This is a genomic window from Pseudomonas sp. TE21394 (assembly GCF_054057835.1).
The window spans coordinates 4,800,340-4,823,401 of record NZ_JBSRZR010000001.1 but is presented as its reverse complement, the minus strand read 5'-3'; the positions used below and the strand labels follow the sequence as shown (position 1 = coordinate 4,823,401).

At 63.5% G+C, this 23,062-nt stretch carries 17 protein-coding genes; 6 read left to right on the top strand and 11 right to left on the bottom strand.

Translation table 11 applies throughout. The features are described 5' to 3' along the window. Positions 1–55: 55 nt before the first annotated feature. Positions 56–1,132 (top strand): 4-hydroxyphenylpyruvate dioxygenase, encoded by a 1,077-nt coding sequence (gene hppD, locus ACVWZT_RS22145; protein ID WP_440804376.1) that lies wholly within the window; start codon positions 56–58, stop codon positions 1,130–1,132. Between the two features lie 19 nt (positions 1,133–1,151). On the opposite strand, the gene ACVWZT_RS22140 is transcribed toward hppD, so the two are convergent. Next, entirely contained in the window at positions 1,152–1,958 is an 807-nt protein-coding gene (locus ACVWZT_RS22140; protein WP_457471421.1) for a CSS-motif domain-containing protein, read from the bottom strand. Between the two features lie 133 nt (positions 1,959–2,091). After that, entirely contained in the window at positions 2,092–2,778 is a 687-nt protein-coding gene (locus ACVWZT_RS22135) for a type 1 glutamine amidotransferase domain-containing protein (protein WP_457471419.1), read from the bottom strand. Positions 2,779–2,986: 208 nt separating this feature from the next. Here ACVWZT_RS22135 and ACVWZT_RS22130 point away from each other — a divergent pair, with 208 nt between their 5' ends. Next, positions 2,987–5,038 (top strand): ATP-binding protein, encoded by a 2,052-nt coding sequence (locus ACVWZT_RS22130; protein WP_457471418.1) that lies wholly within the window; start codon positions 2,987–2,989, stop codon positions 5,036–5,038. Between the two features lie 5 nt (positions 5,039–5,043). Here ACVWZT_RS22130 and ACVWZT_RS22125 read toward each other — a convergent pair whose 3' ends face one another. From ACVWZT_RS22125 to gspG, 7 genes are all read right to left on the bottom strand, one after another. Next, the gene (locus ACVWZT_RS22125; protein ID WP_457471416.1) at positions 5,044–6,657 is read right to left on the bottom strand and encodes a response regulator; all 1,614 of its coding nucleotides are present in this window, start codon (positions 6,655–6,657) and stop codon (positions 5,044–5,046) included. Positions 6,658–6,737: 80 nt separating this feature from the next. Continuing rightward, positions 6,738–7,793, bottom strand: a complete 1,056-nt coding sequence (locus tag ACVWZT_RS22120) for a tetratricopeptide repeat protein (RefSeq protein ID WP_457471414.1) — start codon at positions 7,791–7,793, stop codon at positions 6,738–6,740. Positions 7,794–8,058: 265 nt separating this feature from the next. After that, a complete protein-coding gene (locus ACVWZT_RS22115) occupies positions 8,059–9,474 on the bottom strand; it encodes an efflux transporter outer membrane subunit (protein ID WP_457471413.1) in 1,416 nt (471 codons plus the stop codon). Continuing rightward, complete coding sequence (locus ACVWZT_RS22110; RefSeq protein ID WP_457471411.1) at positions 9,471–12,650, bottom strand: efflux RND transporter permease subunit; 3,180 nt, start codon at positions 12,648–12,650, stop codon at positions 9,471–9,473. The genes ACVWZT_RS22115 and ACVWZT_RS22110 overlap by 4 nt, the downstream gene beginning before the upstream one ends. 12 nt (positions 12,651–12,662) lie before the next feature. Continuing rightward, positions 12,663–13,904 (bottom strand): multidrug efflux RND transporter periplasmic adaptor subunit MexE, encoded by a 1,242-nt coding sequence (mexE, locus tag ACVWZT_RS22105; protein WP_296229739.1) that lies wholly within the window; start codon positions 13,902–13,904, stop codon positions 12,663–12,665. Positions 13,905–14,095: 191 nt separating this feature from the next. After that, on the bottom strand, positions 14,096–15,286 hold the full coding sequence (locus ACVWZT_RS22100; protein WP_457471410.1) for a type II secretion system F family protein: 1,191 nt from the start codon (positions 15,284–15,286) through the stop codon (positions 14,096–14,098). 11 nt (positions 15,287–15,297) lie between these two features. After that, the gene (gspG, locus tag ACVWZT_RS22095; RefSeq protein WP_457471408.1) at positions 15,298–15,723 is read right to left on the bottom strand and encodes a type II secretion system major pseudopilin GspG; all 426 of its coding nucleotides are present in this window, start codon (positions 15,721–15,723) and stop codon (positions 15,298–15,300) included. 183 nt (positions 15,724–15,906) lie between these two features. Here gspG and ACVWZT_RS22090 point away from each other — a divergent pair, with 183 nt between their 5' ends. The 4 genes from ACVWZT_RS22090 (at position 15,907) to ACVWZT_RS22075 (ending at position 21,196) form a co-directional block, all read left to right on the top strand. Beyond that, positions 15,907–16,497 (top strand): lytic transglycosylase domain-containing protein, encoded by a 591-nt coding sequence (locus ACVWZT_RS22090; RefSeq protein ID WP_296229736.1) that lies wholly within the window; start codon positions 15,907–15,909, stop codon positions 16,495–16,497. Between the two features lie 126 nt (positions 16,498–16,623). Further along, the gene (locus ACVWZT_RS22085) at positions 16,624–18,093 is read left to right on the top strand and encodes a sensor histidine kinase (protein ID WP_457471406.1); all 1,470 of its coding nucleotides are present in this window, start codon (positions 16,624–16,626) and stop codon (positions 18,091–18,093) included. A gap of 216 nt (positions 18,094–18,309) precedes the next feature. Continuing rightward, on the top strand, positions 18,310–19,800 hold the full coding sequence (locus ACVWZT_RS22080) for a sensor histidine kinase (RefSeq protein ID WP_457471404.1): 1,491 nt from the start codon (positions 18,310–18,312) through the stop codon (positions 19,798–19,800). After that, complete coding sequence (locus tag ACVWZT_RS22075; protein ID WP_457471403.1) at positions 19,769–21,196, top strand: sigma-54-dependent transcriptional regulator; 1,428 nt, start codon at positions 19,769–19,771, stop codon at positions 21,194–21,196. Before ACVWZT_RS22080 ends, ACVWZT_RS22075 begins: the two co-directional genes overlap by 32 nt. 39 nt (positions 21,197–21,235) lie before the next feature. Here ACVWZT_RS22075 and ACVWZT_RS22070 read toward each other — a convergent pair whose 3' ends face one another. After that, positions 21,236–21,529, bottom strand: coding sequence for a hypothetical protein (locus ACVWZT_RS22070; protein ID WP_296229732.1), 294 nt, complete (start codon positions 21,527–21,529; stop codon positions 21,236–21,238). 84 nt (positions 21,530–21,613) lie between these two features. Then, positions 21,614–22,966: a GntP family permease gene (locus tag ACVWZT_RS22065; protein ID WP_296229731.1), complete on the bottom strand. Its 1,353-nt coding sequence runs from the start codon at positions 22,964–22,966 to the stop codon at positions 21,614–21,616. Positions 22,967–23,062: the final 96 nt, after the last annotated feature.

The following is a 23,062-nucleotide window of genomic DNA, read 5'->3' as shown; positions in this document are numbered from 1 at the left end:
TCTGTTCGACATCCCGCGCAACCTGTAAATTTTCGCTGTAGATGAGGACACGAACATGGCTGATATCTTCGACAATCCAATGGGCCTGATGGGCTTCGAATTCATCGAACTGGCTTCGCCGACACCTGGCGTACTCGAGCCGGTATTCCAGATGCTGGGCTTCACCAAGGTGGCTACCCACCGTTCCAAGGATGTGCACCTGTATCGCCAGGGTGGCATCAACCTGATCCTGAACAACGAACCCAAGAGCATCGCCTCCTACTTCGCCGCCGAACATGGCCCGTCGGTGTGCGGCATGGCCTTCCGCGTGCGCAACGCCCATGAGGCGTATGCCCGTGCCCTGGAGCTGGGGGCGCAGCCGGTGGAAATCGAAACCGGGCCGATGGAGCTGCGCCTGCCGGCCATCAAGGGTATCGGTGGTGCACCGTTGTACCTGATCGACCGCTTCGAAGAGGGCAGCTCGATCTACGATATCGACTTCAAGTTCATCGAAGGTGTGGACCGTAACCCGGTGGGTGCCGGCCTGAAGATCATCGATCACCTCACCCACAACGTCTATCGTGGGCGCATGGCGTACTGGGCGGGCTTCTACGAGAAACTGTTCAACTTCCGCGAAATCCGCTACTTCGATATCAAGGGCGAATACACTGGCCTGACTTCCAAGGCCATGACCGCACCGGATGGGATGATCCGCATCCCGCTCAACGAAGAATCTTCGAAGGGCGCCGGGCAGATCGAAGAGTTCCTGATGCAGTTCAACGGCGAAGGCATCCAGCACGTGGCCTTCCTGACCGACGACCTGCTCAAGACCTGGGATGCCCTGAAAGGCCTTGGCATGCGCTTCATGACTGCGCCGCCGCAAACTTATTACGAAATGCTGGAAGAACGCCTCCCTGGCCATGGCGAGCCAGTCGACGAACTGAAGGCACGGGGCATTTTGCTCGATGGTGCCTCGCAGCCAGGCGACAAGCGCCTGCTGTTGCAGATCTTCTCGGAAACCCTGCTCGGGCCGGTGTTCTTCGAGTTCATCCAGCGCAAGGGCGATGATGGCTTTGGTGAGGGTAACTTCAAGGCACTGTTCGAATCCATCGAGCGTGACCAGGTACGCCGTGGTGTACTGAGCACCGACTGATAGCCCAGGGGTACCGCCGTCATGGATCGATGGCGGCGGTGTTACCCCTTCTCTTGCGCGTTCTGGCCAAGCCCAGATACGTGATGAACATGCTGGCGACCCCAACCAGTGCCAGCGAGGGGAGCACCTGGTGCAGGGAGACGCGGAACTCCTGCGCCGTATACCCTTTGGCGTAGCCACCGATCACCACGTAGCCATATTTTTCCGAGACTGCCAGCTGGCGATATTCGGCTTGGGAGGGACGTTGTGGATCGCGGCTGTCCCCATCGCTCCAAATGTATTGCCCGTTGAATTCCAGCAGCAAGGTCAAGCCGTCCTGGAAGCCGCGTAGTTCGTCGCGCAGCAAGCGTCCATAAGCTGTGGCGATGACACCGGGGTCGCTGTGCGGTTTCTGGATCTTGATGATTGCCGCGTTGGGCGACGAAGGGGCGTCGAATGCCAGCTTTGCCTGTTGCCCGGACCCGGAAAAAGCGGAGAGGTACTCCAAGGGGTCCATGTCCGTCGCACAATACGCTTGTTTCTCGCGGGTCAGTGCCAATGAGCGAAGGTGTGGGCTGTTGGCGACTCTCTGGTCCAGCTCATCCAGCACTTCGGCACAGGGTTTGCCAGCCAACGGCAGGACTGTTTCCAGGCTCGCCTCCATGCGGCCCAGCGCCTGGTCGATGCTGAAAACCGCCTCCAGAACTGAAATCTTGGCGTTTTCTTCGAGTTTCCTGTCCAACTGATAGTCCATCATCAGCAGCCCGGATAGCACGGGTATTACGCCGATGGCCAGAATCAGCAACAATTTCCGCCAGTCGATAAAGTGAATCTTGATATTTGCCATAGGCATGCCGCTCCGTTGACCCATGCTGTTCGGGGTGAACAAGTCAACATCGATCCTATGGGCATTGATTGAGCTTCGGCTGTAGGTGACAAGAGTTACCACTTTACGGAAAAGCCGAACCTCGTTGTCAGCTTCACCGCTGTTTCAGTTTCGCCAGCACCTTCTCGGCCAGCAGGGCTGTGGATGCCGGGTTCTGCCCGGTAATCAGCCGGCCGTCGTCCACCACATACGGCATCCATGGGTCCTCATGCTTGCTGTAGAGACCGCCGCGGGCACCCAGTTCGTTCTCGGTCAGGAACGGGACCACCTTGTCCAGTTCGGCGAGCTTCTCCTCGGTGTTGGAGAAGCCGGTCACCTTGCGCTCCTTCAACAACAGGCTATGGTCGCTGAGCTTGATGTTCAGCAGGCCGACAACACCGTGGCAGACTGCAGCAACAATGCCGTTATTCTCATAAACCTGGCGCGCCAGTTCCTGCAGCGGCTGGTTATCGGCAAAGTCATACATCACCCCATGGCCGCCGGTGTAGTAGATAACGCTGTACTCGGTGGCCTTCACCCGGCCAGGGCTCAAGGTGTTACCCAGGCGGGTCATGAAGCGTTTGTCGTCATACCACCGCCAGTCGAGCTCGGGAGCCATTTGCAGGCTGTGCGGGTCGATGGGTACGTAGCCACCCAGGGGGCTCACATAGTCGACCGTGTAGCCGGCCTTTTCGACCTGATCAACAAAGTGCACGGCTTCTCCCAGCCACAATCCGGTTGCCCGCCTGAGGGTCGGATACTTGGCCGTATTGGTCAGCACCACCAGCATTTTCTTGCTCATGACCACGCTCCTGTCGGCAACCTGAATGGGCCGTTGCGCTCTGGCTCGGGAAAACCTAATGAGCATAGCCGTCCGCTGCAGGTACGTCATAGCGCCTGGTGTGCGTTGTGCTAACTTGAACAGCATTCATGGGCGAGCCCGTCCGGGGAGGCGACGCCCATGATCAGCCTTGAGCACAGCGGGGTGAGAATAATTGGTCGCAAACGGTATGCCGTACCAGTCCGCGTCGCAGGTGGCTCTGCAACCGCCTGCTGCGCCGCCGGCCGAGACGATTGCCGAACGGATTGCGCAGTTCGACTGGGGCCGGACTTCGCTCGGGCCATGGCCGCGCTGGCCGGCATCGCTGCGTATCGCGGTCGACATCATGCACCTGTCTCCATTCCCATGTGCCGTGGTCTGGGGGCCTGATCTTTGCGTGGTTCACAATGAAGCCTACCGGGCGTTGCGGCCCGTTGCCCCGGATGCGTTGGGCATGGCCTTTGATGCATTATGGAGCGATGTCTGGCCACACATGGGGCCGTGGGTGTTCAAGGCTCTTGAGGGGCGCTCGAGTTTTGTCGAGGACCCACCGCTGCGTATCACCTGCGGCGCAGGTGCCGAGCCGCTCTGGTGTGCGTTCGGGTATGCCCCGTTGCACGATGAACTGGGTAGCGTGGCCGGGCTCCTGCACACCGTGATCGAGACCACCGCCGACCTCGACGCCCACCGTCATTGGCGCGAACAGGCACATAGTTTCGAATTGCAGATCGAACGGCATGTGGCCGAGCGTGAGCAGTTCTGGCAATTGTCGCGTGACGCGATGATGACCGTGACCCCCGAACTGCGGATGTGTGCCGCCAACCCCGCCTGGTACCGCATCCTGGGCTGGACGGAAGAGCAGGTACGTGATGCGCTGGTGCTGGACCTGGTTCATCCGGCCGACCGTGCGGAAGTACAGGTGGCCGTTAGCGGGTTCCTGCAGTACCACGCTACCGAGCAGATCGAGACACGCCTGCGTCACCGTGATGGCCATTATCACTGGTTTCGCTGGAGCGCGCGTTTCGATGGCAGCCTGTTGACCGCGGTTGGCCGAGACATCACCGAAGACCGTGAGGAAGCCGCCCGACAATCCGAAGCATTGATGGGCAACCATCAACGCCTGGAAGTAGTCGGTCAGTTGGCCGGCGGCGTCGGCCACGAAATGAATAATTTACTGTCCGGTATTGGCGGTAGTCTCGAACTGTTGCAGCGCCGCTTTGAGCAAGGGCGCCTGGAGCGGGTCGAGGCTTATGTAGAGCTGGCCCGCGATTCGGTGCTGCGCGCGATGGAGCTGACCCATCGCCTGCTGGCCTTTTCACGGCATCAGCCCCTGGCCCCGAAGGTGCTGGATTTCAACCGGCAGTTGCGCTTGAGCGAACCTCTGCTGCTCAGGGCATTGGGCGCAGAGATGAGTCTGCACTGGCAGCTGGATGTGACGCCGTGGGCGGTATGCCTTGATGTTCCCCAGCTCGAAAATGCCTTGATCAACCTCTGCACCAACGCTCGCGAAGCCTGTCTGGAGCGGGGCAATGTCACATTGCACAGTGTCAACGAGCGCCTGAAGGCCTGGTTTCCGGATGAACACGGCTTGCCGCCCGGCGATTATGTAGCCTTGCATGTCGAAGATGATGGTCATGGCATGCCGGCAGCGGACATCGCCAGGGCCTTTGAGCCTTTCTTCACCACCAAGCCCATCGGGCGCGGGTCCGGGCTTGGCTTGTCGATGGTGTATGGCTTCGTCGGCCAGTCGGGAGGCTACGCCTGGATCGAATCGACGCCGAACCAGGGCACCCGGGTTTCCATGCTTTTTCCAAGGTGCCATGAGCCGGTCCCCGAGCCGCCGCGGGTGATCCAGCGCGCGCAGCGCATGGCATGCGGAGAGCGCCTGCTGCTGGTCGATGATGAACTGGGTTTGCGCGCGGTGATGCGCGAGTACCTGGTCGAACGTGGTTTCGACGTCACCGAGGCGGGCGACGCCAATTCCGCGCTGGAGCGCTTCCGCCATGACGGCCCGTTCGACCTGGTGATCACCGACATCGGCCTGCCGGGTGGTTTCAGTGGACGACAAGTGGCCAGGGCCATGCGCATGCAGCTTGCGCAGCAGAAGGTCCTGTTCATCACCGGCTACGCGGATCAGCGGATCGAGGCGCAGTTGCTTGACCAGCCAGGCACGGCATTGATGAACAAACCGTTTCCGCTGGCGGATCTTGCGAACGAGGCGCTTCGCCTGCTCGATGAGTGAACGGCTCAGGGCCGGCCCAGAATCTGCGTCACCAATGCCTGCAGTTGCTGCAATTCGAACGGCTTGCCCATCAGGTGCATACCTGCAGCCAGGAAGCCGTCGCGGACCATGGCCGTTTCCGCGTAGCCGGTGATGAACAGAACCGGCAAGTGCGGGCGCAGGCTGCGGGCAATCTCGGCCAGTTGCCGGCCGTTCATGCCGGGCAGGCCGACATCTGTGAGCAGCAGGTCGACGGGTTGGGTCGAGCGCAGCACCTTCAGCCCGTCATTGGCATCGGCGCCACTGTGGCAGGCAAAGCCCTCTTCGCGCAGGGCCTGGCACAGTAACTGGCGTACATCCGGATCGTCCTCGACCACCAGCACGTGATGGCCCCGGCAATTCTGCACGGGTAGCATCGGCTCATGCGATGCCTGGGTCTGGCCCAGGTGCCGCGGCAAGTACAGGTCCACCCGGGTTCCTTGGCCGAGCTGGCTATGCAGGGTGACATGGCCGCGGGACTGCTTGCTGAAACCGTACACCATCGACAGGCCGAGGCCGATGCCCTGGCCGATCGCCTTGGTACTGAAGAACGGCTCGAAAGCGTGCGCCAGCGTGCTTTGCGCCATGCCTTGGCCGTCATCGATGATACGCAGGCGGACATAGTCACCGGCACACAGGGCGCCGTCGGTGACATGCCCGGCACCGATAGCCTGGTTAGTCGCCTCGATGCGCAGGTGGCCACCACTGGGCATGGCTTCGCAGGCATTCAGCAGCAGGTTGTCGAGCGCCTCCTGTAATTGCTGGCTATCGGCCTCTATCGGCCACAGGCCCTCGGTAATGTCCACCTGCACGGCCACCGCCGGGTTGACGCAGGCTTCCAGGCGCTTCGCCTGGAGCAACCGGTGCAGGTCGATGCGCTGGCTGTGCAGCGATTGCCGGGAAGAGAAGGCCAGCAGGCGGTGGGTCAGCCGGGCGGCGCGTGATACCGCTTCGCGGCCCATGCGCAGCATGGTGTCGAGGCTGTCACTGCGGCCCTGCTTCAGGCGCCGGTCAATTAGCTCGAAACTGCCGCCGATGCTGGTGAGCAGGTTGTTGAAATCATGTGCGACCCCGCCGGCGAGTTGGCCAATGGCCTCCATATTACGCGCCTGGTAGCGGGCGAACTCGCTGCGCTCCGGCGTCTCGCCGGGTGATATGCCCTGCGCTTGCAGGCGTAGCTGCAGTTCTAGCAACTGATCGCGTACACGATACTGTCGGCGTCGGGTGCGCAACGCGGACTGGGCCATCTGCAGCAGTAGGTCATCTTCGAACGGTACAGCCAGCCACATCAGATTGCCCAATGGCGTGTGACCTGAAGTCATAACGCTGCGATTGTCCTGGATAAGCACGATGGGCAGGTCCGACCAGCTGGGTTGCTGGTCGAGGAACGCCTGCAGCAGGGGGCTCGGGCCTGCGTCGAATACCTGCTCGGCAATGATCGCCAGGCCTGCGCCCTCCGCCAGACAAGCCTGTAGCTGGGGCAGGTCGGGCGCGCACAGGCTGTCGATGCCGGCGCAAGCGAGCAGCCGAGCGATATCTGCGGCTAACGGCGAGGGCGCGAGGATCAAGGCACGTTGTTCCAGCGCCAACGAACTGACCAAAACACTTCTCCCGCAAGGGTGGTCCGATACCCACTGGACCTCGGTCAAGACTGCTGGGTTCAACCGAGTTACAGCGTGGCCTACAGGCCTTGTTGCAATACCGGATCGTCCGGATTCTGCTGCTCCAGCTCTGCCAACAGCACTTGCACGTTCTGCAACTGGCCGGTCTCTTTCCAGTACTGGATCAGCAACACCCGTGCCCGGCGATTGGCCGGTTGCCGACTGAGCACAGTTTCCAGCTGCTTCTGCGCTGCATCGACCTGTTCCAGCTCATGCAGGGTGACCGCCAGGGTGTAGCGGTAGTCGGTATTGTCCGGGTCCAGCTCGACTGCGCGGGACAAAGCCAGCAGCGCGTACTCGCGCTGCTCATGACGGTTCAGCCAGAGGCCTAGCTCGTACTGCAGAAAGGCCGAGTCGGGACTCAGTGCCAGGGCCTTGGCCAGTACCTGCCGCGAGGCATCATGATGGCCCTGGCGTTCCAGCAGGCGTACCTGGGTGGCCAATGCATCGAGGTTGCCGGGGGCTATCGCCAAGGCTCGCTGCAGAGCGGCGGCGGCGTGGTTGTAGTCGGTTTCATGGAGGTACAGGCGCGCCAGGTGTACTTGGGCGTCAGTATCCCCGGGTTGTTGCTCCAGTGCCTGTTGATACTGTTCGAGGGCTGCCTGCAACGGGCCGAAATACAGGCCGATGGCGTCCGGGTCGAGACCCAGCAGGGCATCTACGGCGGCAAAGCGCACGCTTTGCTCCTGGTCGTCCAGCAGCGGGCCAAGCACCAGGCTGCGCTGCGCCGCCGGCAGCAGGCGGCGGACGCTGGCGATGGCCGCCCGACGTACTAGCGGGTCGCCATGTTCGAGGTCCTGGCGGGCGAGCTTCAATGCCTGCGGCGAAGGGTAGTTGGGCAATTCGGCGTACAGGGCGGCACGCCGGACCGGAGGCAGGTCGTTGCGTTGCAGTTGCTGGTACAACACCCGCGCAGCGCCGGGCTGGCCTTCGTGGGCCTGGCGCAAGGCCTTGGCGTAGCTGTGCGCAGGCAAGGTTGGCGGCGGCGGTTGGTCATCGCGCCACAGATAGCCGAACAGGGCCGACACCACGATCAACAGCAGCAGGGCGATCAGGTAGCGGTTGCGTCTGGGCATCGGACGATCCGTGGCGGCGGGAAGGCAGAGCTTGGGGCAGGCGGGGGGTAAATGCAACCGGGTGGGGGCTGTCAGGTGCCTGCCTCGGGTTTTGCGGGCGCGCAGGTCCAGCGCCGTCCGCCCGGTGCCGAACTCACAGGCAATGCCCATCCCTTGCCCCCGCACCCGATATTCCTCTGCGGCCATAAAAAAGCCCCGCAAACCAAGGCCTGCGGGGCAAACGGTTGGGGGAGGAGCCAACCAAAGGAGTCGTTGAAACAGGGAGTCAGCGGGCGCTAGCGACGGCCTCCGGTTGCCAGCCGCCGCCCAGGGCCTTGTAGATCGAGACGATGCCGCGGTACAACTCGACTTCACCCTGGGCTTGAGCATCTTCCGCACTGAGCCGCTCACGCTCGGCATCGAGCAGCACCAGGTAGTCCACCGTACCCTCGCGGTAACGAACCGAAGCCAGCTCCGCAGCCTTGCGGCTGGCATCGCTCTGGCGCATCAGCGACAGCAGCCGCTGCTGGGTCTTGTCGTAATCGCTGAAGGCATTGGCCGATTCTTCCAGGGCCAGCAAAACCTGCTGTTCATAGTTGGCCAGCGCCCCTTCGGCATCGGCCTTGGCGCCGCGCAGGCGCGCCCTCACGCTGCCCAGGTCGAAGGCCGCCCAGGTGATGCTCGGGCCGAGGGCCCAGGCGTTGGCTGCCGAGGAACCGATCTGCGAACCGCGGGCGGCAGTAAAGCCGAGGAAGCCACTGAGGCTGACGCGGGGAAACAGGTCAGCCGTGGCCACGCCGACATTGGCCGTGGCCGCCGCCAACTGGCGCTCGGCACTACGGATGTCCGGGCGACGACGCAGCAGTTCTGCCGGGTCTCCCACGGGCAGCGCCTTGGCGATTGCCGGCAGGGCCTTGGGCGACAGGTCGACACTGAGCGCCTCGGGGCGCTGGCCAAGCAAGGTGGCGATACGGTGCCGGGCACGGGCCTGTTCCGCCTGCAGCTGTGGCACCGTGGCCTCGACCCCGGCCAGGCGCGCATCGGCACGCACCACATCGAGGTCGTTGCCGACGCCAGCGTCCCGCAGGGTTTCAGTGATGGCCCGCGATTCCTGCTGGGTCTTGAGATTGGCCAGGGCGATCTTCTCGCGCAACTGTGCACCACGCAGCTGGCCATAGGCATCGACCAGCTCGGCAATCAGGCTGACCTGCAGCTGCTGCAGGTCGGCCGCAGCCACCGCTTCCTGGGCTTCGCTGGCTTCGATCTGGCGCTGGATGCGGCCAAACAGGTCAAGCTCCCAGGCCATGTCCAGGCCCAGGTCGTAGCGCTCGCTGTTAACCCGCTGCGTGGTCTGGCCGGGGATCTGGCCCTTGCCGATATCGCTGCTGGCACGGCTGGTGACCACCGGGAACTGATCGTTCTCGGCGTCTTCGCGGATCGAGCGCGCCGATTTCAGCCGGGCGAAGGCCACGCGCAGGTCACGGTTGCCGTCCAGCGAAGCCTGCACCAGCTGGTTCAGTACCGGGTCGTCGAACTGCTTCCACCACAGGCTTTCGAAACGGCTACGGTCGTAGGCCTTGGCATGTACGTCGCTGCCCAACTGCGCGGGTTCGGTGGCTGGTGCCTGGTAGTCCGGGCCTACTGCACAGGCTGCCAGGGCCAGCGCCAACAGGCTCGGGGTCAGGGGTTTGAGCAGGTTCATGCATGGCTCTCCAGCGAGTGGACGCGTTCGGCCTTGCGGGCCTGGCGGCGTTCGACGAAACGGCGGATCAGGAAGAAGAACACTGGGGTGAGGAAGAGGCCGAACACGGTCACCCCGATCATCCCCGAGAACACTGCCACGCCCATCGCATGGCGCATTTCCGAACCGGCACCGGAGGAGAACACCAGCGGAACCACACCCATGATGAACGCGATCGAGGTCATCAGGATCGGCCGCAGACGCAGACGGCAGGCTTCCAGCACCGCGGCCAGCGGGTCGAGGCCCTCGGCCTGCTTGTCCTTGGCGAACTCGACGATCAGGATCGCGTTCTTGCACGCCAGGCCCACCAGCACGATCAGGCCGATCTGGGTGAAGATGTTGTTATCACCGCCGGAAATGATGACTCCGGTAATCGCCGACAGCAGCGTCATTGGCACGATCAGGATCACCGCCAGCGGCAAGCTCCAGCTTTCATACTGGGCAGCCAGCACCAGGAACGCCAGCAACACGCACAGCGGGAAGACGAACAGCGCGGTGTTGCCCGCCAGGATCTGCTGGTAGGTCAGGTCGGTCCATTCGAAGGTCATGCCGTTGGGCAATTCCGCTTTCAGCAACTTCTCCATCGCCGCTTCCGCCTGGCCAGAGCTGTAGCCCGGGGCCGCAGCGCCGTTGATTTCTGCGGTGATGAAGCCGTTGTAGTGCATGACCCGGTCTGGCCCGGAGGTGTCGCTGACCTTGAGGAAGGTCGCCAGCGGGATCATCTCGCCGAGGTTGTTGCGTACCTTCAGCTGGCCGATCTGTTCGGCATCGAGGCGGAATTGCTGCTCGGCCTGGACATTGACCTGGTAGGTGCGGCCAAAGCGATTGAAGTCGTTGGTGTACAGCGAGCCCAGGTAGACCTGCAGGGTATCGAAGATATCGGTGATCGCCACGCCGTGGGTCTTGGCCTTTTCCCGGTCGATGGCCGCATCCACCTGCGGCACGTTGACCTGGTAGCTGGTGAACAGGCCCGCCAGCTCCGGCACGTTGCGGCTCTTGGCGATGATGTTCTGGGTTTCCTTGTACAGCGCTTCGTAGCCCAGGTTGCCGCGGTCCTCGATCTGCAGGCGGAAGCCGCCGATGGTGCCCAGGCCTTGTACCGGTGGTGGCGGGAAGATCGCGATGTAGGCGTCCTGGATATCGGCGAACTGGGCATTCAGCGCGGCAGCGATCGCCGCAGCGGACTGGCTCGGGTCCTTGCGCTCGTCGAACGGCTTGAGCGGGGTGAACACGATGCCGCTGTTCGGGCTGTTGGTGAAACCGTTGATCGACAGGCCAGGGAAGGCTACCGAGTCGGCCACGCCAGGCTGCTTCAGGGCGATTTCGCTCATGCGCTTGATCACCGCCTCGGTGCGGTCGAGGCTGGCCGCGTCAGGCAACTGGGCGAAGGCTACCAGGTACTGCTTGTCCTGCGCCGGGACGAAACCGGTCGGGGTGGACGAGAAGCCCAGGTAGGTCAGGCCCATCAGGCCGGCATACACGAACAGGGCGATACCGCTGGAGCGGATGACCCGGCGCACGCCACCGACGTAGCGGTTGGAAGCGCGGTCGAAGAAGCGGTTGAACGGCGCGAACAGCCAGCTGCCCAGCAGCTTTTCCAGGAACCGCGAGAAGCGATCCTTGGGCGCATGGTGGTCCTTGAGCAGCACCGCTGCCAGGGCCGGCGACAGGGTCAGCGAGTTGAAGGCCGAGATCACCGTGGAAATCGCGATGGTCAGGGCGAACTGCTTGTAGAACTGCCCGGTCAGGCCGGAAATGAACGCGGCAGGCACGAACACGGCGCACAGTACCAGGGCAGTGGCGATGATCGGGCCGGTCACCTCGCCCATGGCCTTTTGCGTGGCATCCAGCGGTTTCAGGCCCAGGCCGATGTTGCGCTCGACGTTTTCCACCACCACGATGGCGTCGTCCACCACGATACCGATGGCCAGGACCAGGCCGAACAATGACAGCGCGTTGAGCGAGAAGCCGAACAGGTGCATGACCGCGAAGGTACCGATCAGCGAGACCGGCACCGCCAGCAGCGGGATGATCGAGGCGCGCCAGGTCTGCAGGAACAGGATCACCACCAGTACCACCAGCACCAGCGCTTCGAACAGGGTGTGCACCACCGCTTCGATGGAGCCGCGGACGAATACGGTCGGGTCATAGACGATGCTGTAGTCCATGCCTTCGGGGAAGTCCTTCTTCAGCTCGGCCATTTTCGCCCGCACTTCGTCGGAAATCTCGATGGCGTTGGAGCCAGGGCGCTGGAAGATCGGGATGGCGACCGCCGGCTGGTTGTTCAGCAGCGAGCGCAGGGCGTACTGGCTGGAGCCGAGCTCGACCCGGGCGATGTCCTTCAGGCGGGTGATTTCACCATCGGCACCGGCACGAATGATGATGTTCTCGAACTCTTCCTCGTTGACCAGGCGGCCCTGGGTGTTGATCGACAGCTGGAAGCTGGTCGAACCCGGGGCGGGCGGGGCGCCCAGCTGGCCGGCAGCCACCTGGCGGTTCTGCTCGCGGATCGCGGCCACCACATCACTGGCGGTGAGGTTGCGCGAAGCGGTCTTGTTCGGGTCGAGCCACACGCGCAGCGAGTAGTCGCCCATGCCGAACAGCTGCACGTCGCCCACGCCACCCAGGCGCGCCAGCTCGTCCTTGATGTTGAGGATGGCGTAGTTGGACAAGTAGAGCATGTCGTAGCGGTTGTCCGGCGAGGTCAGGTGCACGACCATGGTCAGGTCGGGCGAGGCCTTGTCGACGGTGATACCGATCCGGGTCACTTCCTCGGGCAGCTTGGGCTGGGTGCGGGTGACACGGTTCTGCACCTGCACCTGGGCATTGTCCAGGTCGGTGCCCAGGGCGAAGGTGATGGTGAGCGTCAGTTTGCCGTCAGCGGTGGACTGCGAAGACATGTACAGCATGTTCTCCACGCCGGTGATGGCCTGCTCCAGCGGCGCGGCCACGGTTTCGCCGATGACCTTGGGGTTGGCGCCGGGGAAGTTGGCACGCACCACTACGGTCGGCGGCACGACTTCGGGGTATTCGCTGATCGGCAGCTGGAACAGCGAGATCGAGCCTGCGATCAGCAGCACCAGCGACAACACTGCGGCGAAGATCGGCCGGGTAATGAAGAATTTCGAGAAGTTCATCGGTGGGGTCCCTTAACCGCGTGGCGCCGGGGCGCTGGCGACTTTCACGTTGTTGCCCGCCACCTTCGGCGCCGGGTTGCTGGCCTCCAGGGCCTGGCGCTGCTGGGCGAGGGCGGCGAGGGTCTGTTCACTGGCCATTGGTGTCTCTTCCGGCGTGACCGGCGAACCCGGGCGCACACGCTGCAGGCCCTTGACCACGATGCGGTCGTCCTTGCCCAGGCCGCTGCGCACGATACGCAGGCCTTCCAGCTTCGGCCCCAGCTCGACGGCGCGGTAAGTGGCCTTGTTGTCCTTGTCCATCACCAGCACGAACTTCTTGCCCAGGTCGGTGCCAACCGCTTCGTCGTTGATCAGCACGGCCTGGTACTGGGCGCTGCCGACCAGCTTCAGGCGGGCGTACAGGCCCGGGGTGAACTGGCCGTCGCTGTTGTCGAACACTGCCCGGCCACGGATGGTGCCGGTGCGCGGGTTGACCTGGTTGTCGACGAAGTTCATCTGCCCCAGGTGCGGGTTGCCGGTTTCGTTGGTCAGGCCCAGGTACACGGGGGTGCTCTGGCCACGCTGACCTTCGCGGGCCAGCTGGGTGTACTTGAGGTATACACGCTCGTCGGCGTCGAAGTAGGCATAGACCTTGTCGGTAGACACCACGCTGGTCAGCGGGGTGACATCGGCAGTCACGATATTGCCGGCAGTGAACTGGGCACGGCTGACCCGGCCGCTGATCGGCGCGGTGACACGGGTGAAGCTGAGATTGAGGCGTGCCAGGTCAAGCTGGGCCTGGATCGCATCAACCCCGGCGCGGGCTTCGGCGGCGGCGCTGCTGCGCGACTCGGCCAGCTCGGCGGAGATGGCGTTGCTGTCACGCAGGCGTTCGCCGCGGCGCGCTTCGTTGGCACTGCGGATGGCAGTGGCCTTGGCCTGCTGCAGTTGTGCTTCGAGGCGGCGGACCTCGGCCTGGAACGGGCGTGGGTCGATCTGGAACAGCAGGTCGCCTTTCTTGACCTGGGCGCCTTCGGTGAATGCCACCAGGTCGATCTGGCCGGACACCCGCGGGCGTACTTCGACGGTTTCCGGGGCCTCGAGGCGGCCGGTGAACTCGTCCCATTCATTGATCGGTTGCTCGATCACCTTGGCCACACTGACCTTCGGCGCGGTGGGAGCCTGCACAGCGTCGGGGGTTCGGCCGCAAGCGCTGATCACCATCACTGCCAGGGCAGCGAGGGGCAAGCGCAAGGGTTTGAATGATTGTTCCATGGAGAACTCCGCCAGAATATGAGTAGTGGGCGGAGTGTGAGTGTCTTGCGCGCAAGGCACGAATCGAACGGGACGAAGGTTATTATCACGCGGAATGATATCGGCGCAGCGATCATCGACGGCAACCACGGTTTGCCTGTCGGGCCGCATTCCAGAGCCCCCGCCGCGTGCAGGCGAAGGTGCCCCACACCTCAGTGAATGCTCGATGCCAGCTCGAAGATCGGCATGTACATCAGGACCACGATCAGGCCGATCAGCAGGCCGATGAACGTCATCAGCAGCGGTTCGAACAGTTTGACGAACCATTCCACCCAGCGGCCGATTTCCTGGTCGTGAAAATCGGCGCAGCGCTCCAGCATCTCGCACAGGTTGCCGGACTGCTCACCGGCCCGCAGCAGGCGCAGCGAGACTGGCGTCACCAGTTGCCCGGCCTCCAGCGCTTCGGACAGCGGCAGGCCTTCGCCCACCCGCTGGCAGGCCTGCTCCAGGCTCTGGGCGGCGACGCTGCCGAGCAGGCCGCGGGCCATGCCCATGGCGTTGAGGACCGGAATGCCGCCTTGCAGGAGGATGCCCAGCGAGCGGTAGAAGCGTGCCAGTTCGTACCTCAGCAAGCGCTGGTGCAACGCCGGCAGACGCCGCAACTGGCGGGCAGCCCAGCGCCGCACCGGCGGTTGGCGGCGCAGCAGCCATAGCAGCGTGAGCAAGCCGATGCCGCCCAGTGCCAGTGGCAGTTGCCGGGCGTGCAGGAACAGGCCGACCTGCATGAGGCCGCGGGAAAGCCAGGGCAACTCGCTGCCCATCCCCTCGAACACCTGGCTGAAACGCGGTACCACGTAGCCCAGCAGGAACAACACCACGCCACCGCCCACCAGCAACAGCAGCAAGGGGTAGACCGAAGCCCCCAGCAGTTTCTGCCTTACCAGGTCCAGGCGCTGGCGGTAGCCGATGTAGCGGGTGAGGGCATCAGCAAGAGCACCGGTACGCTCGCTGGACTGCACCAGCGCCACGTAAAGCGGCGGGAATGCCCGTGGTTGCGCGGCCAGGGCCTGGGACAGCGAATGGCCCTCATACAACTGGCGGACCAGCTGGTTCAATACCTTGCGCGTCGCGCCCGCCGGGGACTTTTCCGCCAGGCTTTCCAGGGCGTCGATCAGCGGCAGGCCGGCGCCAAGCAGGGTTGCCAGTTCCTGGCTGAACAGCACCAGCTCGAAGCTGGCCTCGCGGCGCCTGGCCAAGTGCCACAGGGCGCCGCGATGGCCACGCAGGCTGAGCACGCGCAGGCCCTGGTCCTCGGCCTGACGGCGGGCCTGCTCGGGGTCCTCGGCGTCGATCTGCAGTTGCACCACGCCCTGTCTGCCCAGGGCCTTGAGGACATAGCGCATGGCCGCGCCGCCTACTGCCAGCTGGTGATTTCGGCGTTTTCGCCGTCGCCACCCGGCTGGCCGTCCTTGCCCATCGACAGCAGGTCGTATTCACCGCCATTCTCGCCGGGCTGCCGGTAGATATATGGCCGTCCCCACGGGTCTTGCGGCACGGCCTTCTGCAGGTACGGGCCGGTCCAGCGCGTTTCGCCACTGGGCGCGACCACCAGTGCCTGCAGGCCCTGCTCGCTGTTGGGGTAGTGGCCGACTTCGAGCCGGTACAGGTCCAGAGCCTTGCTCAGCCCCTCTATCTGCGCCCGCGCGACCTTGGCTTCGGAGCGGCCGAGCTGGCTGAAGTACTTGGGCGCAACGATGCCAGCCAACAGGCCGAGCACCACCAGCACGACCAACAGTTCGAGCAGGGTGAAGCCACGTTGGGGGGTGGTTCTGCGTTGCATGGTGAAGCCCTCCGCTGCATCGGGACTCGCGTGTGCAAGCACCATGCAACAGCCGTGCACGTCTGCGTTGGGGCCTTGCGCCATGCCGCAACGGATGCGGCACAGTGCTTGCGTCGTGCTATCGACCTCGGGTTTTCCGGGGCATTTCCCCCAGTTTGGGGGCACGACGAAGAGGCGACCGACATGCGTGGACTCATTCTCGGTTTGGTCTGGCTGGCCGCAGGCGCTGCCCAGGCCGATGTGTACGTGTCCATCGATGCCAAAGGCAGCTATATACTGACCAACGTCCATCGACCCGGGCGCCTTTACGAGACCGTGATCAGCGAGCCGCAGGGCCAGGCCGGGACGGCCAACGCGCAAATGATCACCGGCCGTCCCTACGCCAGGGTGGTTGCCGCTGCGGCGCGCGCCCACGATGTTCCGCCGGCGCTACTGCATGCGGTGATCAAGGCCGAGTCCGGTTACAACCCCAAGGCGCGGTCACCGGCCGGCGCGGTAGGGTTGATGCAGCTGATGCCGGATACCGCCCGTGAAATGGGCGTGCAAAACCGCCTGGACCCGGAAGACAACGTGCAGGGCGGGGCGCGCTATCTCAAGCGCATGCTCGACCTGTTCGACAACGACATCACCCTGGCGGTAGCCGCCTACAACGCTGGCCCCGAGGCGGTGCTACGCCGCGGCGCGGTACCGCCGTTCGCCGAGACCCGGCGCTATGTGCCCGATGTGTTGCGGGAATACCGCAGGTTGCAGGGCCTGACAGACAGCAGCCCCTGACCCACCAGCAGGCGCCGAGGCGCGCCGGGACCAGGCAATACCCTTCGGCGACTGCCATCGGGCCGAAGCGATGACTTCCTCGACTCTGGGCTAACCTTCTCAAGGTGCCCAGTCGTGGAGTCCGCCATGGACATCCTTCCTCGTTTCGACACTGATGAAGTGCCTGCCAGTAGCGAGCTGGCCACCTCGCGCAGACCGTTCGACCTGCTGCGCTGGTACGCCTGGGTCAGCCTGGCCGTCATTCTCTCGGTGGCGGCCGGGCTGGGGCTGATATCCAGTCGTTTCATCATCGACGAAAGCGTCGAGCGCGATGCCTTGCTCACCGCGCAGTTCATCACCTCCATCGCCGACGCCGAAGTGCGCCATCTGTCGATCCCCAATGTGCATACCATGGGTGAACTGCTCGACCCGCGCAACGACCGCAACAACCTGATCGGCGTCGACCCGGACGCCCGGCGCAGGGCGCGTGGCGAATTCCTCGACCACATCGCCCACCTGCCCGACATGCTGTTGGCCAATATCTACGCGCCGGACCGAACGGTTATCTGGTCCACCAACCCGGCGCTGGTCGGCAAGCTGATCGAAGGTGACGCCGAACTGGATCGGGCCTTCGAGTACAAGATGCGGGTTGCGGCCAGTTATCAGGACGTCGAACAGGTCCGTGCCGAACGGAAGTTCGTCACCCCGCCCGAGCGGCTGTTCATCGAGAACTACATTCCGCTGTTCACTGCCGATGGTGAGCAGGTCACGGCAATGGTCGAGATCTACAAGGAACCCCATGACCTGATCGGGCGCATCGAGCGTGGGCTGACCCTGATCTGGCTGGCGATCGCCGTCGGCGCCGGCCTGGTCTATTTCGGCCTGTACGGCATCATGCACCGCGCCGCGCGGCTGCTGACGGTGCAGCAGAAGCGCCTGGTCAACAACGAAACCTATGTGGCGCTGGGGGAGGTGTCTTCGGCGGTGGCCCACAGCCTGCGTAACCCCTTGGCCAACATCCGTTCCAGCGCCGAACTGGCGCAGGCCTTCGACGATGGCCCGGCGCAGCGCAACGTCAACGAAATCATCAACCAGGTAGACCGCATGTCGCAGTGGATCCGGCAGATGTTGCAATCGCTGCGCCCGATCGACGATGAGGCGGTGGCGGTGGACCTGCCGCAGGCCTTGCAGGATAGCCTGCAGGCTTACGCGGTGCCGCTGGCACGCGGCGGGGTGAGCCTGGACCTGCAGGCATTGCCGGCAGTGCAGATACTGGGGCACCCGATGTTACTGCGGCAGGTTTTCAGCAGCCTGATCGCCAACGCCCTGGAGTCGATGGAGCAGGGTGGGCGGCTGCGTGTCGAGGTGGTGCGGCATGACCGACGCAGCCTGACCCTGCGCCTCTGCGACAATGGCAAGGGCATGAGCGAAGCGCAGCAGCGCATGGCCTTCCGGCCCTTCTTCACCACCAAGCAGGGAGGGCTGGGAGTGGGGCTGGTGCTGGTGAAACGCATCATGGAACGCTTCGGTGGCACGATCCGGCTTAGCAGCAGCGAAGGCCGTGGCACCCGGGTTTCGTTAGGTTTCCGGCTGTTCGAATCTTCTGAAAAACATTAGGAGACTTTCGTAAGAATTTGTTTTTGCTAGAAATATTAGTTTTGGGTGAAATGCCCCAAATGTGGGGCTTTTTCCTCGATCTGGACTTAACAAACTTGGCTAACTTGTTGATCAAAAAAGATTATTAGTAATTTTTCCATGGCTGGCTGGAATTTTGCTATCCGGTGGTAGAGCGCGACAATGCATGGCAGCTGCGGCTGCAGGGGTGGAAGGCACATGAAAACGCTGGAGAACGACGTTCATGGCAAGGCCAGGACCGCTCGCGGTCTGGCTATGCCATTGCTCGAGTTCAACCTGCAGCGTTGGTTCTCGCTGATCAGTTTGCTGATCATTGCCGCCGTGGCGGGCGGGCTGGGTTATGTGTCGACACGTTTCGTGGTGCGCGACAGTGTCGAGCGCGACGCCATGCTGACCGCCCAGTTCATCCAGGCCATCGCACAGGCCGAGGTGCGCCATTCGCAATTACCCCCGGGCAGCACCCTGGGCGAGCTGCTCGATCCCCGCCTGGACCGGCAGCACTTGCAATTCACTCCGGCGCTGGCCGAATCGACCCGGGCGGAGTTCCTCGACCATGTCGCGCACCTGCCGGATATATTGTTGGCCAACGTCTATGCCCGCGATCGCACCATCACCTGGTCGACCAACCCGGCGCTGATCGGCCAGCGCATCGAGGCCGATGGCGACCTCGACCGCGCTTTCCGCTCGCGCAAGGCCGTCTCGGCCATTTACCACCCGGCCCACGAGGACCGCGAAGAGCAGAAATTCCAGCGTGAACCGCGTTCGCTGTTCATTGAAAACTACGTTCCGCTGTTCGACAGCCAAGGCGAACAGGTGCTGGCCATGGTGGAAATCTACAAGGAGCCCCGGGACCTGGCCCGGCGCATCCAGCGTGGCTACGTGTTGATCTGGGCCTCGACCCTGGTGGGCGGGGCGCTGATCTACTTCGGCCTGTACTGGATCGTGCGGCGTGCCGCGCAACTGCTGCAGCTGCAGCAGGACCGGCTGGTGGCCAATGAAACCTATGTCGCCCTTGGCGAGATGTCGTCTGCGGTGGCGCATAGCCTGCGCAACCCGCTGGCGAACATCCGCTCCAGCGCCGAACTGGCCCAGGAGATCGCCACCCCAGCGGCGCAAAGGAATATCGCTGACATCATCAGCCAGGTCGACCGCATGTCGCGCTGGGTCCGCGATTTTCTGGTGTCGCTGCGCCCGACCAGCGACGAGGCCGAAGCCGTGGACCTGGTGGCGGCCATCGAGGACACCCGCCTGGCTTTCGCCCAGCAGATCGAACGCAACGGCATACGCTTCCGCTACGAAGGCCCCGGCTTGCAGTGGGTGACCAGTCAGCCGCTGCAGCTCACGCAGATTCTCAACTCCCTGTTTTCCAATGCCCTGGAAGCCATGCCTGACGGCGGCCTGCTGCGTGCCCAGGTCAGTGTGAAGGATGGCCAGCGTGCCGAGTTCGTCCTGGCCGACACCGGCAAGGGCATGAGTCAGCAGCAGGAGCGCATGGTGTTCAAACCGTTCTACACCACCAAGCAGGGCGGACTTGGCGTAGGCCTGGCCTTGGTCAAGCGCATCATGGAGCGTTTTGGCGGTTCGGTCAGCCTGAGCAGCCGCGAAGAGGAAGGAACCCGCGTCAGCCTCACATTCAACATTGCAGCGGGAGGGGCCCATGGAGCACAGCATCCTGGTAGTCGAGGATGATGAAGTCCTCGCCGACAACATCCGTACCTACCTCAGCCTCAAGGGCTTCGAGGTCGCCGTGTGCGACAACGCGGAACTGGCGCTGGAGCACATCAAGCGGGCCCGCCCCGATGCAGTGCTGACCGACAACTCGCTGCCGGGCATGAGCGGGCACGACCTGCTGCGCACCCTGGTGGCACAGGTGCCGGACCTGAAAGTGATCATGATGACCGGTTACGGCAATGTCGAAGATGCGGTACAGGCCATGAAGGAGGGGGCTTTTCATTACCTGACCAAGCCGGTGGTACTGGCCGAGCTCAAGCTGACCCTGGACAAGGCCCTGGCCACCGAACGCATGGAGCGCACGTTGTCGTTCTACCAGGAACGCGAGGCGCAGAAGTCGGGCTTGCAGGCGTTGCTCGGCGAATCGCCGAGCATGCTTACCCTCAAGCACACCTTGCGCCAGCTGCTGGATGCCGAGCGGCGCATGACCAGCATCGACTTGCCGCCGGTACTGATCGAAGGCGAAACCGGTACCGGCAAAGAACTGGTGGCGCGTGCCCTGCATTTCGATGGTTCACGCAGCAAAGGGCCGTTCATCGAGTTCAACTGCGCCTCGATCCCGGCCAACCTGCTGGAAGCCGAGTTGTTCGGGCACGAGAAGGGCGCCTTTACCGATGCCAAGGAGCGCCGGGTGGGCCTGGTAGAGGCGGCCGATGGCGGCACCCTGTTCCTCGACGAAATTGGCGAGATGGACCTGACATTGCAGGCCAAGCTGCTCAAATTGCTGGAGGACCGCAGTATCCGCCGCATAGGTGCGGTGAAGGAGCGCAAGGTCGACCTGCGGGTGATCAGCGCCACCAATTGCAACCTCGAGCAGATGGTGCAACAGGGCAAGTTCCGCCGCGACCTGTTCTTCCGCCTGCGCATCATAGCCCTGAAAGTGCCACGCCTGTACGCCCGTGGCCAGGATGTGCTGCTGCTGGCGAGGCATTTCCTGGCCCAACACGGCAGGCGTTATGGCAAGCCGAACCTGCGCTTTTCCGCCGAAGCGGAAAACCTGATGCTCGGCTACAGCTGGCCGGGCAACGTGCGTGAGCTGCGCAACATGCTGGAGCAGACCGTGCTGCTGGCTGCGAATGACGTGGTGCAGGCGCACCAGCTGAACCTGTGCCTGACGCTGATTGACGAGCCAATGGTGCAGCAACCGGCGTCTGCGATGTTTGACATACCCCGGCATGAGCCCGAGCCAGGGACCAGCCTGCCGGACATGGAGCGCGACCTGGTGTGCAGGACACTGGACCGCACGGACTGGAACGTGACCAAGTCCGCGCGCATGCTTGGCCTGTCGCGGGACATGCTGCGTTACCGCATCGAGAAGCTGGGGCTGATCAGGCCGGACAAGCGCCAGTGGTGATTCACCGCCACAGGGTAGGTGAACGCTACCGGCTATGGATCAACGCTGGCTATCGGCGCCACCCTGCCGCCCGGTTCCTTCCGAGCCGCTGCCATCCATGCCCGGCAAGTCCCGGTTGTCATTCTGCTTGGTCGGCGGGCTGTCGGGGTCGTTGCCCTTGATCCGCGGGTCGGTATCGCGTGGCATGGGCTGCTCGATGGGGTTGAGGGTGCTGTCCACACCCGGCTTGGGCGCCGGATTGTGCGGGTCGTCCGGGTAGGTGGGGCCAGTGCCGGCGGCCAGGGCCAGCGGCGCAACGAACAGGGCGATCAACAGGATGCTTGAGCGGGGCATGGCAGGCTCCTTGGTTTCGGGTAGGGTTGTTACTTCCTTTCGGCCCTACCCGGCGCAACAGGGTGCCATCACCCCGATCAACGGTCACACCACCAGTGACAGCAACAGGATGAAGATGATGCCGACAATCGACAGGATGGTCTCCATCATGCTCCAGGTCTTGAAGGTTTCCGCCACGGTCATGTTGAAGTACTGCTTCACCAGCCAGAAACCGGCATCGTTGACATGCGACAGGATCAGCGAGCCAGCACCGGTGGCCAGTACCAGCAGCTCACGGTTCACCCCCGGCACCAGGTCAATCACCGGCGCGACGATGCCCGCGCCGGTAATGGTGGCTACCGTGGCGGAACCGGTGGCGATGCGGATCACCGCGGCCACCAGCCAGGCCAGCAGAATCGGCGAGATTTCGGCCTGCACCGCCATCTGCCCGATCACGTTACCCACGCCGGTGTCCACCAGCATCTGCTTGAAGCCACCGCCGGCGCCGACGATCAGCACGATCGCGGCGGTCGGTGCCAGGCTCTGGTCCAGCATCTTCATGATCTGCTGGCGGTTGAAGCCACGGGCCGCGCCGAAGGTGTAGAAAGCCAGCAGCAGAGCCGCGAGCAGCGCGGTGATGGGGTGGCCGACCAGGTCCATCCACTGGCGCACGATATGCTCGGCGGGCAGTACCACGTCGGCGAAGGTCTTCAGCAGCATCAGCACTACCGGCAGCAGCACGGTGACCAGGGTGATGGTGAAGCTCGGCAGGTTGCGCTGGTCGGACTCCTTGGCGATCTGGTCCATCAGCTCCTGCGAGGGGCTGCCGGGGATGTAGCGGGAAATGAAATTACCGAACAGCGGGCCGGCGATGATGGCGGTAGGCAGTGCCACGATCAGGCCATAGAAGATGGTCTTGCCGATATCGGCATGGAAGATGCCGATGGCCAGCAGCGGGCCCGGGTGTGGTGGGACCAGGCCGTGCACCACCGACAGCCCGGCCAGCAGCGGAATGCCGATCTTGATCAACGACACGCCGGAGCGCCGGGCAACGATGAACACCAGCGGGATCAGCAGCACGAAGCCGATCTCGAAGAACAGCGGGATACCGACCAGAAACGCGGCGAACATCATCGCCCAGTGCACGTTTTTCTTGCCGAAGGCGCGAATCAGCGTCTGTGCGATCTGGTCGGCGCCACCGGAGTCGGCCATCAGCTTGCCGAGCATGGTGCCCAGGGCGAGCACGATGCCGACGAAGCCCAGTACACCACCGAAACCGTCCTGGAACGATTTCATCACCTTGGCCACCGGCATGCCGGAGGTCAGGCCAAGGAAGCCGGCCGCGATGGTCAGGGCGACGAAGGGGTGAACTTTGAAGTGGGTGATCAGCAGGATCAGCCCGACGATGGTAACCAGCGCGTCGAGCAGCAGGAAGGTATCATTAGCCAGTCCGAACATGGTTTGAAGGCCTCGGTCTTATCGTTGTTTTGGCGTAGATTTTTTGCAATGTTGCCCGCATCCAAGCGCAAGGTAGCGCTGTCTTTGCCGGGTTGG

Coding starts and splice junctions, on each gene's coding strand:
- ACVWZT_RS22090 (WP_296229736.1), top strand. CDS start 15,907: ATGCGTGGACTCATTCTCGGTTTGGTCTGGCTGGCCGCAGGCGCTGCC.
- hppD (WP_440804376.1), top strand. CDS start 56: ATGGCTGATATCTTCGACAATCCAATGGGCCTGATGGGCTTCGAATTC.
- ACVWZT_RS22075 (WP_457471403.1), top strand. CDS start 19,769: ATGGAGCACAGCATCCTGGTAGTCGAGGATGATGAAGTCCTCGCCGAC.
- ACVWZT_RS22115 (WP_457471413.1), bottom strand. CDS start 9,474: ATGAACCTGCTCAAACCCCTGACCCCGAGCCTGTTGGCGCTGGCCCTG.
- ACVWZT_RS22065 (WP_296229731.1), bottom strand. CDS start 22,966: ATGTTCGGACTGGCTAATGATACCTTCCTGCTGCTCGACGCGCTGGTT.
- ACVWZT_RS22100 (WP_457471410.1), bottom strand. CDS start 15,286: ATGCGCTATGTCCTCAAGGCCCTGGGCAGACAGGGCGTGGTGCAACTG.
- ACVWZT_RS22085 (WP_457471406.1), top strand. CDS start 16,624: ATGGACATCCTTCCTCGTTTCGACACTGATGAAGTGCCTGCCAGTAGC.
- ACVWZT_RS22135 (WP_457471419.1), bottom strand. CDS start 2,778: ATGAGCAAGAAAATGCTGGTGGTGCTGACCAATACGGCCAAGTATCCG.
- ACVWZT_RS22080 (WP_457471404.1), top strand. CDS start 18,310: ATGAAAACGCTGGAGAACGACGTTCATGGCAAGGCCAGGACCGCTCGC.
- ACVWZT_RS22070 (WP_296229732.1), bottom strand. CDS start 21,529: ATGCCCCGCTCAAGCATCCTGTTGATCGCCCTGTTCGTTGCGCCGCTG.
- gspG (WP_457471408.1), bottom strand. CDS start 15,723: ATGCAACGCAGAACCACCCCCCAACGTGGCTTCACCCTGCTCGAACTG.
- ACVWZT_RS22120 (WP_457471414.1), bottom strand. CDS start 7,793: ATGCCCAGACGCAACCGCTACCTGATCGCCCTGCTGCTGTTGATCGTG.
- ACVWZT_RS22110 (WP_457471411.1), bottom strand. CDS start 12,650: ATGAACTTCTCGAAATTCTTCATTACCCGGCCGATCTTCGCCGCAGTG.
- mexE (WP_296229739.1), bottom strand. CDS start 13,904: ATGGAACAATCATTCAAACCCTTGCGCTTGCCCCTCGCTGCCCTGGCA.
- ACVWZT_RS22130 (WP_457471418.1), top strand. CDS start 2,987: ATGCCGTACCAGTCCGCGTCGCAGGTGGCTCTGCAACCGCCTGCTGCG.
- ACVWZT_RS22140 (WP_457471421.1), bottom strand. CDS start 1,958: ATGGCAAATATCAAGATTCACTTTATCGACTGGCGGAAATTGTTGCTG.